The following is a 13,948-nucleotide window of genomic DNA, read 5'->3' as shown; positions in this document are numbered from 1 at the left end:
GTATTGCGTGGATTATGAAATATGACTAGGGAAGTCAACAAAGATCTGAATAATGAGGCCGATCATGCCGAGTGGAGAAAGAGACCCGTCGAGGAGCGGGAACGCTGAGTCCGACGATGCACTCGACGCCAATTTGCGGGAATACGACACGAAGACCCTGTTCATGGGCGACCGTGAAATCGTCATCAATCACGCCGGCTCGGCCTATCGCATGAAGATCACCAAACAGGGCAAACTCATTCTTAACAAGTAAGTCCCGCCGTCGCGGGGGTCAAAAAAGGATTGGACTATGAGCAAGACTGGACCGACGCCGTCCGAAATCCGCGCTTACCGGGCGGAAAACTCCAAATTGCGCGAGCGGGATATCGCCAAGAATCTCGGTGTGTCCGAGGCGGCGCTGGTGGCGGCGGAAGTGGGAATTTCGGCCGTTCGCATCGACGCCCATCCCAACCGTCTGCTCGAGCGTGCGCCCGAACTCGGCGTCGTCATGGCGCTCAGCCGCAACGAAAGCGCCGTCCATGAAAAGATCGGCGTCTACGAGAAGATCGAGATCGGCGAACGCACGTCGCTGACGCTCGGCGACAATATCGATCTTCGCATCTTCAACTGGGTCTGGGCGCATGCTTTCGCCGTGACCAAGACCGATGGCGATACGGTTCGCAGAAGCCTGCAATATTTCGACAAGTCCGGCGAGGCGATCCACAAGATCCATCTTCGCCCGGAATCCAATCTGGAGGCCTATGAGCGCATCGTTGCCGATTTCCGGCTTGACGATCAGTCGCAGGAATTTGTCGCCGAAGCCTTCACCAAACTGCCGTCCGGCCGCAAGGAAGGCTTCGATGTAGATGCCCTGCGCGACCAGTGGAGCAAGCTGACGGATACGCATGAGTTTTTCGGCATGCTGCGCAAGCTCGACGTCGATCGCTGCGCCGCCGTCCGGGCCGTAGGCGAAGACTTCGCCTGGAAACTGGCCGACGGCGTGATCGCCGAATTCTTCCAGAAGTCTGTGGAGACGCAGGTCAATCTGATGTGCTTCGTCGCCAATCGCGGCATCGTCCAGATCCATACCGGTCCGGTATCCAACATCCAGCCGATGGGTCCCTGGATCAATGTCATGGATCCGACCTTCCACCTGCATCTGCGCATGGATCACATTGCCGAAGCCTGGGCCGTGCGCAAGCCGACCAAGGATGGCCATGTGACCTCGATCGAAGCCTATGACGCCGATGGCGAAATGATCATCCAGTTCTTCGGCAAGCGCAAGGAAGGCAACGCCGAGATGACGGATTGGCGTTCGCTGGTCGAGAGCCTTGCAACCACCAACGCCGCTGAAGCCGCGTAGGATATAAGAACATGCTGGATAGATTGATGAGAAGAGGTCGCGTCGGATTTGCCGGCGCAATGGTGGCGCTTGCTTTGGCGTCGGCTTCGAGCGCCGGTGAGAAAATCAAGGATGCCTCGCGCGTTGTTTCAATCGGCGGAGCAGTCACCGAAATCGTTTATGCGCTCGGCAAGTCGGATCAGCTGATCGCGCGCGATTCGACCAGTTTCTTCCCGGCGGAAGCGACCAAACTGCCTGATGTCGGCTATATGCGGCAACTGTCCCCGGAAGGCGTTTTGTCGGTCAATCCGTCCGCAATCCTGATGATCGAGGGCAGCGGTCCCAAGCCGGCGATCGAGGTGATCAAGAAGTCCTCGGTTCAGGTCGTCACGGTGCCGGAAGGCTATGATCGCGACGCTATCGCGCGGAAGATCATGACTGTCGGCGATGCATTGGGCGTTCACGATCAGGCCAAGGCGCTTGCCGACAAGGTTTCCGCCGACATCGACGCCGCGGTGAAGGCGGCGGCCGATGTTCCGGCTGAAAAGCGCAAACGGGTCCTCTTCGTCTTGACTCTGCAGAACGGCAAGATCATGGCCGCCGGCGACCACACCGCAGCCGGCGCAATCCTGCAGCTTGCCGGCGCCACAAACGTCGCGGCGGAGTTCCACGGCTACAAGCCCATGAATGACGAAGCCGTGATCGCCGCAGCGCCCGATCTGATCCTGATGATGAGCCGGGCAGGTCCCGGGCCGTCAGATGAGGAAGTCATGTCGCATCCGGCCATCGCTCTGACGCCTGCGGGAAAAGCGCATGCGATCGTCCGCGTGGACGGAGCGGCGACGCTCGGATTTGGGCCACGCACCGCCGAAGCGATCCGCAATCTCTCGACGGCGCTCTATGGCGGCTGAAACCGACATGACGGCGACGATCTCGGCTGCGCCGCGCCTCCGCGGCAGGGGGCTTCCCATGCGTTCCAGGCAGCGAATTGGTCTGGTCGCGCTCGTCGCCGTCACACTTGCCGCGGTGATCGCGTCCATCGGCGCGGGCGCAAGTTCAGCCTCACTCCCTCGCTTCCTAGCGGGTCTTATCTCAGGAGGAGCGCAAGGTGGAGTGGAAGCGTTGCGTGACCGGATCGTGATCGTCGACATCCGTCTGCCCAGAGCTCTGCTTGGCCTGATGGCGGGAGCAGGGCTCGCAGTGTCTGGAGCCGTGATGCAGGGTCTCTTTCGCAATCCTTTGGCGGATCCGGGCGTCGTGGGCGTGTCGGCTGGCGCGAGCTTCGGCGCGGTCGGCTCCATTGTCCTCGGGCCGACCTTGCTGGCGCCGCTTGCCTACGTGCTCGGTCCGTTCCTGCTGCCCGTGGCTGCGTTTGTCGGCGGCCTTGCCGTGACCATCCTTCTCTATGCGATCGCATCCCGCGACGGCGAGACGCAGGTGGCGACGCTTCTGATCGCCGGCATTGCGATCGGCGCCCTCGCCATGGCCGGCACCGGTCTGTTTGTCTACATGGCGGAAGACCTGCAACTGCGCGACATTTCCTTCTGGAACCTGGGGTCGCTGGCTGGCGCGACCTGGGACAAGGCGCTGATCGCAACCGCCGTGATAGCGCCATGCCTCGTCGTCCTGCCGTTTCTGGCGCGCGGTCTCAACGCTTTCACGCTGGGCGAAGCGGCGGCCATGCATATGGGCGTTCCTGTCGAACGATTGAAAAAGGCGTCGATTTTCCTCGTGGCCGCCATGACGGGCGTGGCTGTCGCCTTTTGCGGCGTCATCGGTTTCGTGGGCATCATCGTGCCTCATATCCTCCGTCTCGCGGTCGGCCCGGACCATCGGTTCCTCTTGCCGGCGTCCGCTTTGTTGGGCGGCGTCTTGTTGATTGCCGCCGATATCGTGTCGCGCGTCATCGTCGCGCCGGCTGAATTGCCGATCGGCATACTCACCGCGATTATGGGCGCGCCCTTCTTCCTCTGGATTCTCTTCCGCGGCCGACGCGGCCAAATTTTGTGAGACGAGCATGATATCGCTGCAGCAGGTCTCGGTGAGCCTCGGGGGGCACCGCGTGGTCGACGACGTCAGTTTCGATGCGCAAGCCGGGCGACTGACCGTGATCATTGGCCCCAATGGTTCGGGCAAGACGTCAACGTTGCGGGCGATCGCGGGCGACAGGCGCTATGATGGATCTATACGGCTCAACGGCCGGGATCTAAAGGTTCTGTCGGTAGGTGAGCAGGCGCGCCGTCGAGGCGTGATGTCGCAGTCGATCCATCTCGGCTTTCCGTTTAGCGTTAGGGAAGTTCTGGAAATGGGCGTGGTGGCAGGCGAGGTCCATTCGCGCGAGCAGGCGGAGCGATTGATTGACGACGCTTTGGCGGCGGTAGATCTGGCGGGTTTCGCAGATCGTTCCGCGCTGGCGTTGTCGGGCGGCGAGCAGGCGCGGATGCATATGGCGCGGGTGCTTTGCCAGATCAACAGTCCGATGGCGGATGGCGAAGCGCGCTGGCTGCTGCTCGACGAACCGGTCGCCAGTCTCGATGTGAAGCATCAGTTGGCGCTCATGAAAACGGCGCGCTCTTTCGCAAGCCAGGGTGGCGGCGTCGTGGCGGTGATGCACGACCTGAATCTCACGGCCATGTTCGCCGATCATGTGTTGATGCTGCGCAACGGTCGTCTTGTCGCAGAAGGCGCTCCCGCGGAGGTGTTCCGAGAAGACATTCTTGAACAGGTCTACGGCTGCGCTCTTTCCGTGCGCGCCGAAAACGGGGCAATCAGGGTATTTCCGGCCGCAGAGGCGGCTTGAAGCGGTCAATAAAAAACGCGGCCCATAAGACGGACCGCGTTGTTGTTGGAATAAGCGCTCAGTCTCAGAGAATGTGGAAATCCGATTTGTTGAGATCAGCGATTTCGACGCCGGTGAGCAGGACGCTTCCGCCAGAGTAGGAAATCAGCACGCCGTCGGCGGTGTCCTTGGCGGAGTCGATGACATCCGCATAATTCTTGAACAGGCCATCGGCGAATTCGAGAACGTCCTTGCTCGAGGAACCGGCGGCGAAGTCCGTAATCGTGTCGGAGCCGTTGCCCTTAGCAAACACGAAGGTGTCGGCTCCCGCGCCGCCGCTTAGAACGTCCTTGCCTGCCCCGCCTACAAGACTGTCATTGCCGGCGTTTCCGTAGAGCGTGTCAGCGCCCTGATCGCCCTTGAGTGTATCGTTGCCGTAGCTGCCCGTCAGGTTGTCGGCTCCATTGCCGCCGTTGATTTTGTCCAGGCCATTGCCGCCATTGATCTTGTCGCTGCCGCCAGCGCCGCTCAGCGTGTCGTCGCCCTTGCCGCCGGTGATCGTGTCCGAGTGTCCATAACCCGTAAACACGTCATCGCCGGTCGAGCCCTTGAATATGATTGAATCACTGGCCAGAAGCGCCGTCAGCGTCGATGTCCGGGCGTCCATGATATCGCCCATCACCTGACCGTCCGAGGTCGTGGTCGCGTAGCTTGAGAAGCCGGAAATCACGATATCGCTCGAGTTCGAATAGGTCTCGGTCGACTCGTCGTAGGAGGTGTCGGTTCCGAACGTGATGGAGCTCAAATTGCCGCTGACCACATGCGTGCTGAGATCATAGGTGAAGCCGTCCTCGGAATCGAAGATCACACTCGTTCCGCCATCGCCGTCTTCATTGGCCATGGTCACATAGCCTTCGCCCTTGAACGAATCGGAATCGTCAGGGTTGTTGAACGAGCCATAACCGGAGGATTGATACGTCGCGGCGAAATTTTTGAGGTAGGAGGCGAAGTTGATTCCTTCGCCGTCATTATTCGCGTCGGTGACGGAGATGGTGAGGGCCATCGGGACATCCTTCCAAAATAAGATGAGTGATATGCTCAACTATTAAACTGGAATAGAACTGTCAACATTGTTCCGAGACTTTTGATCTGTCTGGTTTGGCCGCCAGCGACCAAAAAAATAGGCGGGGACCAGCCCCGCCTGTATTGCAAATGAAGTGCCCTGATAGATCTCAGAAACCCGTTCCGCCGCGGAATTCACGTACCGCCGTTCCGATAATGATCCGGATATCCTGAAGGACGGAGAAGGTCTTGATGTATTCGATGTCATGGACGATGCGGCCGCGTGCTGCTTCTTCCGTGTCTGTCGGACCGCGATAGCCATTCATCTGTGCAAGGCCCGTAAGGCCCGGCCGCACGAGATGTCGGATGTGATAGTCGCGAACCAGATCTTCATAAAGGACGCCAGCCGCCAGCATCTTCGGTACATGGCAGCGGGGCCCCACGAGAGACATGTCGCCAATCAGAATATTGATCAGCTGCGGCAGTTCATCAAGATTTGTCTTGCGCAGGAAAGCGCCGACACGTGTCACACGAGGATCGTTAGCAGTCGTTTGGCGCACGCCACTCACATCGCACATGTCGCTGCGCATGGAGCGAAACTTGTAGATGCGGATGAGCTTGCCGCCGCGACCCCAGCGTTGCTGGCTAAACAATACGGGTCCGCGATTCTCGATCACGATGGCTGCGGCGATCATCAGGAAAAAAGGCAAAAGCACCAGAAGCGCGAAGCCCGAAACGCCAATGTCCATGCTTCGCTTTACGGCGAACTGGAATGGCTTGTCGAGAGCCGCATGAATCCAGCTGGAGCCACGTGACGCTGAAATTGCGTCCAGTTCGGCCTGTGCGCCTGGGGCGGCAGATGTGCTGCGAAGGGGCAGGGTCGTGCTGAGTGTTCCAGGATTCATACTGATAACCTGAATGGGAGGCTTCTGATCTCAAGATGGCCAATCGTTAAACCAATCTATCGAGATTGTCACCTCTGATTAATATTGTTGCAAGGTTGATTATCCGAACGAAATCAACCGACTCTGCTCAGATTCAGACCACCAAACGCGCGAAAATGTGGCGTAGTTCCCTAAAACCTTCGCTTTTCAGGAGAATTTTTTAAGACTTTGCCAAACTTTGCGCCAACTCGATCTGGAGCCATGCACCAAACGCCGAGGTGTGCTGCGGCTGGGGAATAGCTCGTATGCGCCAACTGTATCGTTATGGCGCAGAGTGCTCACTCGACATGGTTAACGCTCAGTCCGCCTTTGGCTTGGCGACGGAAAAATAGCCGTTGAGAATGGAATCGAGATTTGCCTGATAGGCCTTCTGCACTTCGATGCCGCTCTCGAACATCTGGTTGAAGATGTTGCCATAGATGTCGGCGCCGGCAGGCTCGGGAGCGGATTGCATCGGCTTCTGAGGCGCCATGGCGGCGTTCATAGCGCCCATCATCTGCATGAAGGGATTGGCAGAGAAGGGATCGGCAGCCTTTTCCTGCTTTGGTGCTGCGGGCGTCATCATCGCCTGCATTGCCTCGAGAAACGGGTTCTGGAAAGGTGCGGATGGCTGGGGCTTCTCCGTCATTCCGGATGCACGCAGCCAGGGTTCCATCAATCTAGCACCGTCGCCCGCCGTGATCGCCTCGCCCGCCGCGCGGAACTGATCCGCCATCTGCCTCAAAAAACCACCCACCATAGCGTTGGCCATCACCGGCATCATCTGTTTTAGAACGTCCTGGCCGATGCCGGACATTTGCGCAGCCTGCGCGGCGATGGCGCGTGACACCTCCTTGGAGCCGAACAGTTGTCCGAGGATGGCGTTGCCGTCGGCCACGCCCTGTGGCGTGAACGCCTTGCTCATGTCCTCGAAATACTTGATGTATTCGCCGGACATGGCCGATTGCAGCAAGGTTGTGAAATCGTAGGGATTAGCGGCGTTGCGCTTGAAGCCGGAGGAAAACGCCGGCATTAGCGCCGACATCGCCTTTTGCATCTGCTCCTGCGCAAGCCCGAACTGGCGGGCCATTGCCTCCGTCGCCTGACCATTTTGCGCATTCATCATCAGGTCGAACAAAGGCAGCATGATAGTCCTTTCAGGAAAGCGAAGCGCTATGCGTGTCAGACACTATAACGCGGATTCGCTTTCTTGAAACAGGAAAGGCGGGACAGTCTTCGCTCAGTACCGGTATTCCGAAAATGCCGGCTCGACAGAGCCGTTCCAGTCGCCGCTGAAACGCCCGAGCAATCGATCCGCAAGCGTTTTCCTGCTGGCCACGATTTCATCAAGCGGGTCGAGATAAATCGTCTCGTCCTGCCCTGCGTCATTCAGGAGTTTGCGGGACTTGAGGCCCTTGCGGGAGATGGCGAGCGCGTCGCGGGCGATGTCGCCCAGACGCCTAGCGCCCAGCATCGCGTCGAGTCCTTGTTCCGGCACGGCGTTGCGAGCGGCCTGCACAACCTCGAAGCTCCAGTCGCGGGTCAGTTGCGCCGCGTCTTCGAGCGCGCCGGCGTCGTAGAGTAGTCCAACCCAGAAGGCAGGCAATGCGTTGATGTGGCTTTCAGGGCCGCAATCGGCGCCGCGCATTTCCAGGAAGCGCTTGAGGCGGACGTCCGGGAATAGGGTCGAGAGGTGATTGGTCCAGTCGCCCATATTCGGCTGCCAGTCCGCGAGTTCGCCCTTGAGCGCCCCCGCCATGAACTGGCGGAAGGTGACATGGGTGCAATCGTGATAGGCGCCGTCGCGGACCACGAAATACATCGGCGTATCCAGCGCCCATTCGACATAGTCGCGATAGCCGAAATCTTCGGAGAAGGCGAAAGGCAACAGGCCGGCGCGGGCGTTGTCGGTGTCGCGCCAGATGTCGCCGCGCCAGGATTTGAAGCCGTTCTGCTTTCCTTCGGTGAAAGGCGAAGCGGCGAACAGGGCGGTGGCCAACGATTGCAGCTTGAGGCCGACCTGCATCTTGCGACGCATATCGTCTTCCGAGGAGAAATCGAGATTCACCTGGATCGTGCAGGTGCGATACATCATATCGAGGCCGCGGGTGCCGACCTTCGGCATGTAACGCGACATGATGCCATAGCGGGATTTTGGCATTTTCGGCGTCTCGTCCCAGCTCCATTTCGGGCTGCCGCCCAGGCCGAGAAAGCCGATGCCCATGGGGGCCGCGATGTCGCGCATCAGGTCGAGATGACCGCGCGTTTCCGCCGCCGTTTCATGCAGGGTGGAGAGCGGCGCGCCCGACAATTCGAACTGGCCGCCCGGCTCAAGCGAAATAGCGCCCATGCCCGTGGGCGAGGCGAGGCCGATGATGTTGCCCTTGTCGATGATTGCGTCCCAGCCGAGCCGGTCCCGCATGATCTCGAGAATGGTCTTGATGCCCGTTTCGCCCTCATAGGGCACGGGGCTGTTGTCCTGGGTGTAGAACACGAATTTCTCGTGTTCGGTCCCCAGCCGGAAGGCGCTTTCAGGCTTTTCTCCGGCCGCGATATGCGCGGTCAGATCGTCGACCGAAGTAAGAAGAGTGTCGTCCGTAGTGTCGCGCGCCATATGTGCTTCTTCTGCAGATGAGATCGACGGTCGCCCGCACGCCGCCGGGCTGAGTGCTTGACCTGTCTTTACCGGATTTGCAAGCAAAAAGGATGAAAGCCTGGGTCAGATTTATTGATCATCGCCAGTCCCCGATCACCGCCTGGATCACGGCGAAAGCCGCGACTGCAGCAGTGTCGGCGCGCAGAATCCTGGGGCCTAGCGGAATGGGCGTGACGAAGTCGAGACCGCGCAGATTACGCTGTTCTTCCTCCGAAAATCCGCCCTCCGGACCGATGAGAAGAGCAAGTTTTTTGTCTGTGATCGCCTGCAGCGCGCTCATGGGATTGTTGGTGTCGGCGCCCTCGTCGCAATAGATGATGCGGCGGTCGCGCGGCCAGGTTTCGAGCAGCGTGGTCAGCTTCACTGGCTCACGGACCTCGGGGATCGCCAATATGCCGCATTGCTCGGCGGCTTCGATGGCGTTGGCCTTGAGGCGGTCGAGCGAAGTGATCTTGCCTTGGACATGCTGGGTCATCACCGGCTGGATGACGCCGGCCCCCATCTCGACCGACTTCTGGATGAGATAATCGAGCCTGCCGACCTTGAGCGGGGCGAAGAGATAATGGAGATCCGGCTGCTCCGGTTGCGGCCGGGTGATGTCGACGGGAATGATCTGGATCTTCTTGCGGCTCGGAAAAGCCAGTTGCGCCTTCCACTCGCCGTCGCGGCCGTTGAAGACGAGGATCTCGGCGCCGTCCTGCAATCTCAGCACATTGGCGAGATAGTTGACCTGTTCGTCATTGGCGGCAATGGCCGTGTTCGCCGAAATCGGCGCGTCGAGAAACAGCCTCTGCATTCGAAAGTTGGCGCGCATCGCATCCTCACTGGATCAGTCTTTGCAGGGCGGCGGCGATGCCGGCGGCGAGCGCGCCGGACATGGGAGCCGTCACCACCCAGGCCGCAAGGATGGACAACAGATAGGAGCGCCGCACCAGATAGCGATAGTTGTTGTCCACAGACTGTGTCGTCTCCTCCGAGGCGGCGCGGGCCGCGATCAGTTCACGCGCGGCTTTCTTGTCGCCCTTCAGCGCTTTGGCTTCGATATAGATCCGCCGCTGCGTGGAATGCGCCACGTGCCATTCGCGGAACAGGCCGACGCCGAAGACGGAGCCGACGGCGATGTGAGTCGAGCTGACCGGCAGGCCGAGCGCCGAGGCGACGATCACCGTCAGCGCCGCCGACATCGCCACGCAGAACGCCCTGATCGGATTGAGCTTGGTGATCTGGCTGCCGACGATCCGGATGAGGCGCGGCCCGAACAGCAGCAGCCCGACCGAGATCCCGAAAGCGCCGAGCGCCATCACCCAGAACGGCGCGTCCTGATTGGCGGTGACCGACTGGATGCCGGAGGCCTCGACCACGGCGAAGAGAGGGCCGATCGCATTGGACACGTCGTTGGCGCCATGGGCGAAGGATAGAAGCGCCGCCGAAAACACCAGCGGCGTTCGAAACAGCAACTTGATCGAGGGATCCTTGCGGTCAAGCCGATCCGCCTGCCGCGCCACGACGCGGCGGAACGGGAAATAGCAGATCACGCTGACCACCGGTCCGGCCGCGATTGCCTGCCAGGTGCGCAGACCGACTGCGCCATCGACGCCGATCAGCAGCAGATAGCTGACGAAAGATCCGCTCATGACGGCCAGCAGCATCGGCACCCAGCGCATGGCCGCTTCGAGCCTGTCCGTCGCGTAGAGAATGGCGGTTTGGATGAGCCACAGAAAGGAGACCGCGATAAGGCCCCCGATGATCGGGGACAATAGCCATCCCGCCGAGATTTCCAGGAGTTGTCTCCAGTTCACGGCCTGGACCCCGGCAATCGCCGCGCCTGCGCCCATGATGCCGCCGACGATCGAATGTGTGGTGGAAACCGGCGCATTCAGCCAGGTCGCGATGTTGATCCAGGCTGCGGCGGCAAACAGCGCGCTGACCATGATGATGATCAGCATGTCGGGATCGGGCGTGAGGCTTGCGCCGATGATGCCGTCCTTGATCGTCGCCACCACGCGATCGCCGGCCAGAAAAGCGCCTGCGATTTCGCAGACCGCCGCCAGGATCAGGGCATTGCGCAATGAGATTGCTCTTGCGCCGACGGCCGCGCCGACATTGTTCGTCACGTCGTTAGCGCCGATATTCATCGCCATATAGGCGGCCATCACCGCAGCGACGGCGATGAACAGCATGCCGGCGCTGCCGGCGGACATGCTGATGGCGGCGCTGGCTGCGCAGACGATGAAGATCAAGGCGAGCGCCGGCGTCGCCGCGCGGGTCATCACAAATTGGGCAGCGCTCTCCATCATCCCGATCTTGTCGAGATCCTTGTCGAGAACAGGCTTGGTATAGGGTGATTTCGCCATCCCGGATGCCCTGCAGCTTGGTCATGCCGGCGTCGACAATGCGTCACCGCGCTTGTGTGATGATGACCTTTCAGGCCGAGGGTGAACGAGACGCCGCAAAACGCAGGATGAGGTCCGTCAATTCCGGCTCCGCCACGCGGGCCGCAGCTTCCTTCGGTGAAACCCAATCGATTTGGCGCTTGCCCTTTTCCTTGAAGCTGTCGACGAAGCCGGTGACCCGCATGGGATAGACCTCGACGCCGCAGGGCACGGAAAAGTCGTCCTGCATGCGCTTCTGATACCGGTAGGTTCCGAGCGGCGTCGCGCCGGCCTCGCCGGTCACGCCGGCTTCTTCAAGCGCTTCCTGTGCGGCGACCTCATGCCCGGCTTTCGCGCCCATCGGCCAGCCTTTCGGGATCACCCATCGCCCCGTGTCGCGGCTCGTCAAAAGCAGGATTTCCAGCAATCCTCCTGACGTATCCCGATAGCAAAGCGCGGCATATTGCCGGCGCTGAGGACGGCGTAGCATGAGTTGCATCGACTGCGCGATGCCCGACAGGATCGTCAACGGTTGGGAACCTCCAGCACGAATCGGTAAAGACAATGCAAATGAGCATAACAGCGTTTCATCAAGGAATGGCGACGCAGGTCGACATGACGATGTTCTGAAAACGCTGTTTCACAGATTTATTTGTCTGTGACGTCGGAAGCGGTGCTATAAAACGAGGAAGGCGAGATTATGTTCGCTGTAGGGCGGGCAGACTGCCGGCGCCGATGCGCGGCGCCGGCGTTTATTCTGTAATAAATGTTTCAGGCGGCGAGAATGCTGCGGTCGAGCTCCGAGATCTGCCTCTTTCCGCACAGCGCCATGGTGATGTCCATCTCCTTGTAGAGGATGTCGAGCACGCGGCGCACGCCGGCTCGACCGCCCGCGCCCAAGCCATAGAGGAAGGGGCGGCCGATATAGACGCCGCGGGCGCCGAGCGCGACGGCCTTCAGCACATCCTGGCCAGAGCGCACGCCGCCATCCATATGCACCTCGATCCGGTCGCCGACGGCCTCGACGATGCGCGGCAGCATGGCGATGGAGGAATGCGCGCCATCGAGCTGACGACCGCCGTGATTGGACACGATCAGCGCATCGGCGCCCGAATAGGCGGCGGCGCGGGCGTCTTCCTCATCCAGAATGCCCTTGAGGATAAGCTTGCCACCCCACTTCTCCTTGATCCAGGCTACATCCTTCCACGACAGACGAGGATCGAACTGTTCCGCCGTCCAGGACGACAGAGATGAAAGGTCGGAGACATTCTTGGCGTGACCGGCAATGTTGCGGAACGTCCGGCGCTCCGTCTTCAGCATGTCCAGGCACCAGAAAGGCCGCGTCGCCATCTGGTAGATGTGTTTGGGCGTGAATTTCGGGGGCGCCGACAAGCCGTTGCGCAAGTCCTTATGCCGCTGGCCGAGGATCTGCAGATCGAGCGTCAGCACCAGCGCCGAGCATTTGGCGGCCTTGGCGCGGTTGATCAGGTTTTCCACGAATTCGCGATCGCGCATCACATAGAGCTGGAACCAGAATGGCTTGGTGGTGACCGACGCGACATCCTCGATCGAGCAGATCGACATGGTCGATAGGGTGAAGGGCACGCCGAACTCTTCCGCCGCCTGCGCCGCCAGCATCTCGCCATCGGCATGCTGCATGCCGGTGAGCCCGGTCGGCGCGAGCGCCACCGGCATCTTCACGTTATGGCCGATCATGGTGGTTTCGAGCGAGCGGCCGGTCATATCGACAAGTACGCGCTGCCTCAGCTTGATCTTCTCGAAATCGCTCTCATTGGCGCGATAGGTGCCTTCGGTCCAGGCGCCGCTGTCGGCATAGTCGAAAAACATCTTCGGCACGCGCCGCCGCGCCTTTTCCTTCATTTCGGCGATGGTGAGGATCTTGTCGATGCTCATGCGGTTTTTCCTTTTGCAGGGCGGGGAGCCGCCTTGGCGGCGGCGCGTTGGGAATTTCTCATCTCGGCGATGCGCTGGCGCTCATAGGCGCGGGCGGCTTCAGTGGCGGTCTCCGCCACGTAATCGATATGCTCCTCGGCGGCCTTGCGCGCGGCGCCGGGGTCGCCGGACACTATGGCGTCAACGAGGATGCGGTGCTGGCGGAACAGTTTTTCGCGCGCTGCGGCTTGGTCGAAGATCAGCCGGCGATGATGGAAAATGCCAAGGCTCAACAGCCTGTAACAGGCGCGCAGCGTATGCATGAGGATGATATTGTGCGCCGCCTCGCCGATGGCATGATGCAGTTCGATGTCGCGTTCGGCCTCGGCCTGAAAATCCCCGTCCGCATGCGCTTTTTCCATGCCGTCGAGAATGGCGGAGAGACGCGCTTTATCCGCCTCGCTCGCCCGCTTGGCCGCGAGCTCGGCGGCATGTCCCTCGAGCATCCGGCGATATTCGAGATAGTCGCGCGTCGGCCGCTCGTGCCGGGCGATGAGTTCGGAGACAGCTGGCGAAAAGATCTGGCCGATGAGATCGGCGACATAGGTGCCGCCGCCATGACGGCTGACGAGCAATCCCCGTTCTTCCAGTGTCTTCAAGGCTTCCCGCAGCACCGGACGCGAGATTTCCAGGCGTTCGGAAAGTTCCCGCTCTCCCGGCAGCCGATCGCCGCTCGACAGAACACCGTCCAGCAACAACAATTCGATCTGGCGCACGGCTTCATCTGCCGTGTTGCGATGATCGATCGATGTGAAGATTTCGTCCTGCATGCTCAGTCCTCTGATGCAGCAGGCCTATCAGCTTTTCGGAAGAGTGGTCAAATAAATTATCCACTTCTCTGATTCTCGTCTGCCGGATTGTCGCAGCGGGTCTGCCGCGATT

Annotated in this window: 14 protein-coding genes; 5 read left to right on the top strand and 9 right to left on the bottom strand. The window is 60.4% G+C overall.

What is annotated here, in order from left to right; genetic code table 11:
* The first annotated feature begins 64 nt into the window (after nt 1-64).
* Genes hemP through E8Q41_RS17615 form a run of 5 tightly spaced genes read left to right on the top strand, consistent with a single transcriptional unit; the run spans nt 65 to nt 4,121 of the window.
* The gene (gene hemP, locus E8Q41_RS17635) at nt 65-253 is read left to right on the top strand and encodes a hemin uptake protein HemP (RefSeq protein ID WP_246660237.1); all 189 of its coding nucleotides are present in this window, start codon (nt 65-67) and stop codon (nt 251-253) included.
* Between the two features lie 36 nt (nt 254-289).
* A complete protein-coding gene (locus E8Q41_RS17630) occupies nt 290-1,342 on the top strand; it encodes a ChuX/HutX family heme-like substrate-binding protein (protein WP_137156868.1) in 1,053 nt (350 codons plus the stop codon).
* Nucleotides 1,343-1,368: 26 nt separating this feature from the next.
* A complete protein-coding gene (locus tag E8Q41_RS17625; protein WP_246660236.1) occupies nt 1,369-2,232 on the top strand; it encodes an ABC transporter substrate-binding protein in 864 nt (287 codons plus the stop codon).
* 58 nt (nt 2,233-2,290) lie between these two features.
* Nucleotides 2,291-3,331, top strand: coding sequence for an iron ABC transporter permease (locus E8Q41_RS17620; protein ID WP_246660235.1), 1,041 nt, complete (start codon nt 2,291-2,293; stop codon nt 3,329-3,331).
* 7 nt (nt 3,332-3,338) lie between these two features.
* A complete protein-coding gene (locus E8Q41_RS17615) occupies nt 3,339-4,121 on the top strand; it encodes a heme ABC transporter ATP-binding protein (RefSeq protein ID WP_137156865.1) in 783 nt (260 codons plus the stop codon).
* 64 nt (nt 4,122-4,185) lie between these two features.
* On the opposite strand, the gene E8Q41_RS17610 is transcribed toward E8Q41_RS17615, so the two are convergent.
* The 9 genes from E8Q41_RS17610 to E8Q41_RS17570 all read right to left on the bottom strand — a co-directional run bounded on the left by E8Q41_RS17610 (nt 4,186) and on the right by E8Q41_RS17570 (nt 13,836).
* The gene (locus tag E8Q41_RS17610) at nt 4,186-5,163 is read right to left on the bottom strand and encodes a calcium-binding protein (RefSeq protein WP_137156864.1); all 978 of its coding nucleotides are present in this window, start codon (nt 5,161-5,163) and stop codon (nt 4,186-4,188) included.
* 169 nt (nt 5,164-5,332) lie between these two features.
* A complete protein-coding gene (locus E8Q41_RS17605) occupies nt 5,333-6,067 on the bottom strand; it encodes a sugar transferase (RefSeq protein WP_348640028.1) in 735 nt (244 codons plus the stop codon).
* 337 nt (nt 6,068-6,404) lie between these two features.
* Nucleotides 6,405-7,232: a DUF937 domain-containing protein gene (locus E8Q41_RS17600; protein ID WP_137156863.1), complete on the bottom strand. Its 828-nt coding sequence runs from the start codon at nt 7,230-7,232 to the stop codon at nt 6,405-6,407.
* Nucleotides 7,233-7,325: 93 nt separating this feature from the next.
* Nucleotides 7,326-8,699 carry a glutamate--cysteine ligase gene (locus E8Q41_RS17595; protein WP_137156862.1) on the bottom strand — a complete coding sequence of 458 codons (1,374 nt, stop codon included), beginning with the start codon at nt 8,697-8,699 and terminating at the stop codon, nt 7,326-7,328.
* Nucleotides 8,700-8,817: 118 nt separating this feature from the next.
* Complete coding sequence (locus E8Q41_RS17590) at nt 8,818-9,555, bottom strand: 16S rRNA (uracil(1498)-N(3))-methyltransferase (RefSeq protein WP_137156861.1); 738 nt, start codon at nt 9,553-9,555, stop codon at nt 8,818-8,820.
* A 7-nt stretch (nt 9,556-9,562) separates the two neighbouring features.
* Nucleotides 9,563-11,095 (bottom strand): inorganic phosphate transporter, encoded by a 1,533-nt coding sequence (locus E8Q41_RS17585; RefSeq protein WP_137156860.1) that lies wholly within the window; start codon nt 11,093-11,095, stop codon nt 9,563-9,565.
* Between the two features lie 70 nt (nt 11,096-11,165).
* Nucleotides 11,166-11,642, bottom strand: coding sequence for an NUDIX hydrolase (locus E8Q41_RS17580; protein WP_137156859.1), 477 nt, complete (start codon nt 11,640-11,642; stop codon nt 11,166-11,168).
* A 242-nt stretch (nt 11,643-11,884) separates the two neighbouring features.
* Nucleotides 11,885-13,027 (bottom strand): alpha-hydroxy acid oxidase, encoded by a 1,143-nt coding sequence (locus tag E8Q41_RS17575; protein ID WP_137156858.1) that lies wholly within the window; start codon nt 13,025-13,027, stop codon nt 11,885-11,887.
* Complete coding sequence (locus E8Q41_RS17570) at nt 13,024-13,836, bottom strand: FadR/GntR family transcriptional regulator (RefSeq protein ID WP_137156857.1); 813 nt, start codon at nt 13,834-13,836, stop codon at nt 13,024-13,026. Before E8Q41_RS17570 ends, E8Q41_RS17575 begins: the two co-directional genes overlap by 4 nt.
* Nucleotides 13,837-13,948 lie beyond the last annotated feature (112 nt).

This window comes from Rhizobium sp. FKL33 (genome assembly GCF_005222915.1).
Classification (GTDB): domain Bacteria; phylum Pseudomonadota; class Alphaproteobacteria; order Rhizobiales; family Rhizobiaceae; genus Rhizobium_E.
This window is presented reverse-complemented; position numbering and strand designations above follow the sequence as displayed.

What these genes read in the sequence shown, in the direction of transcription:
- hemP (WP_246660237.1), top strand. Translation starts at nt 65, where the DNA reads ATGCCGAGTGGAGAAAGAGACCCGTCGAGGAGCGGGAACGCTGAGTCC.
- E8Q41_RS17630 (WP_137156868.1), top strand. Translation starts at nt 290, where the DNA reads ATGAGCAAGACTGGACCGACGCCGTCCGAAATCCGCGCTTACCGGGCG.
- E8Q41_RS17625 (WP_246660236.1), top strand. Translation starts at nt 1,369, where the DNA reads ATGAGAAGAGGTCGCGTCGGATTTGCCGGCGCAATGGTGGCGCTTGCT.
- E8Q41_RS17620 (WP_246660235.1), top strand. Translation starts at nt 2,291, where the DNA reads ATGCGTTCCAGGCAGCGAATTGGTCTGGTCGCGCTCGTCGCCGTCACA.
- E8Q41_RS17615 (WP_137156865.1), top strand. Translation starts at nt 3,339, where the DNA reads ATGATATCGCTGCAGCAGGTCTCGGTGAGCCTCGGGGGGCACCGCGTG.
- E8Q41_RS17610 (WP_137156864.1), bottom strand. Translation starts at nt 5,163, where the DNA reads ATGGCCCTCACCATCTCCGTCACCGACGCGAATAATGACGGCGAAGGA.
- E8Q41_RS17605 (WP_348640028.1), bottom strand. Translation starts at nt 6,067, where the DNA reads ATGAATCCTGGAACACTCAGCACGACCCTGCCCCTTCGCAGCACATCT.
- E8Q41_RS17600 (WP_137156863.1), bottom strand. Translation starts at nt 7,232, where the DNA reads ATGCTGCCTTTGTTCGACCTGATGATGAATGCGCAAAATGGTCAGGCG.
- E8Q41_RS17595 (WP_137156862.1), bottom strand. Translation starts at nt 8,699, where the DNA reads ATGGCGCGCGACACTACGGACGACACTCTTCTTACTTCGGTCGACGAT.
- E8Q41_RS17590 (WP_137156861.1), bottom strand. Translation starts at nt 9,555, where the DNA reads ATGCGCGCCAACTTTCGAATGCAGAGGCTGTTTCTCGACGCGCCGATT.
- E8Q41_RS17585 (WP_137156860.1), bottom strand. Translation starts at nt 11,095, where the DNA reads ATGGCGAAATCACCCTATACCAAGCCTGTTCTCGACAAGGATCTCGAC.
- E8Q41_RS17575 (WP_137156858.1), bottom strand. Translation starts at nt 13,027, where the DNA reads ATGAGCATCGACAAGATCCTCACCATCGCCGAAATGAAGGAAAAGGCG.
- E8Q41_RS17570 (WP_137156857.1), bottom strand. Translation starts at nt 13,836, where the DNA reads ATGCAGGACGAAATCTTCACATCGATCGATCATCGCAACACGGCAGAT.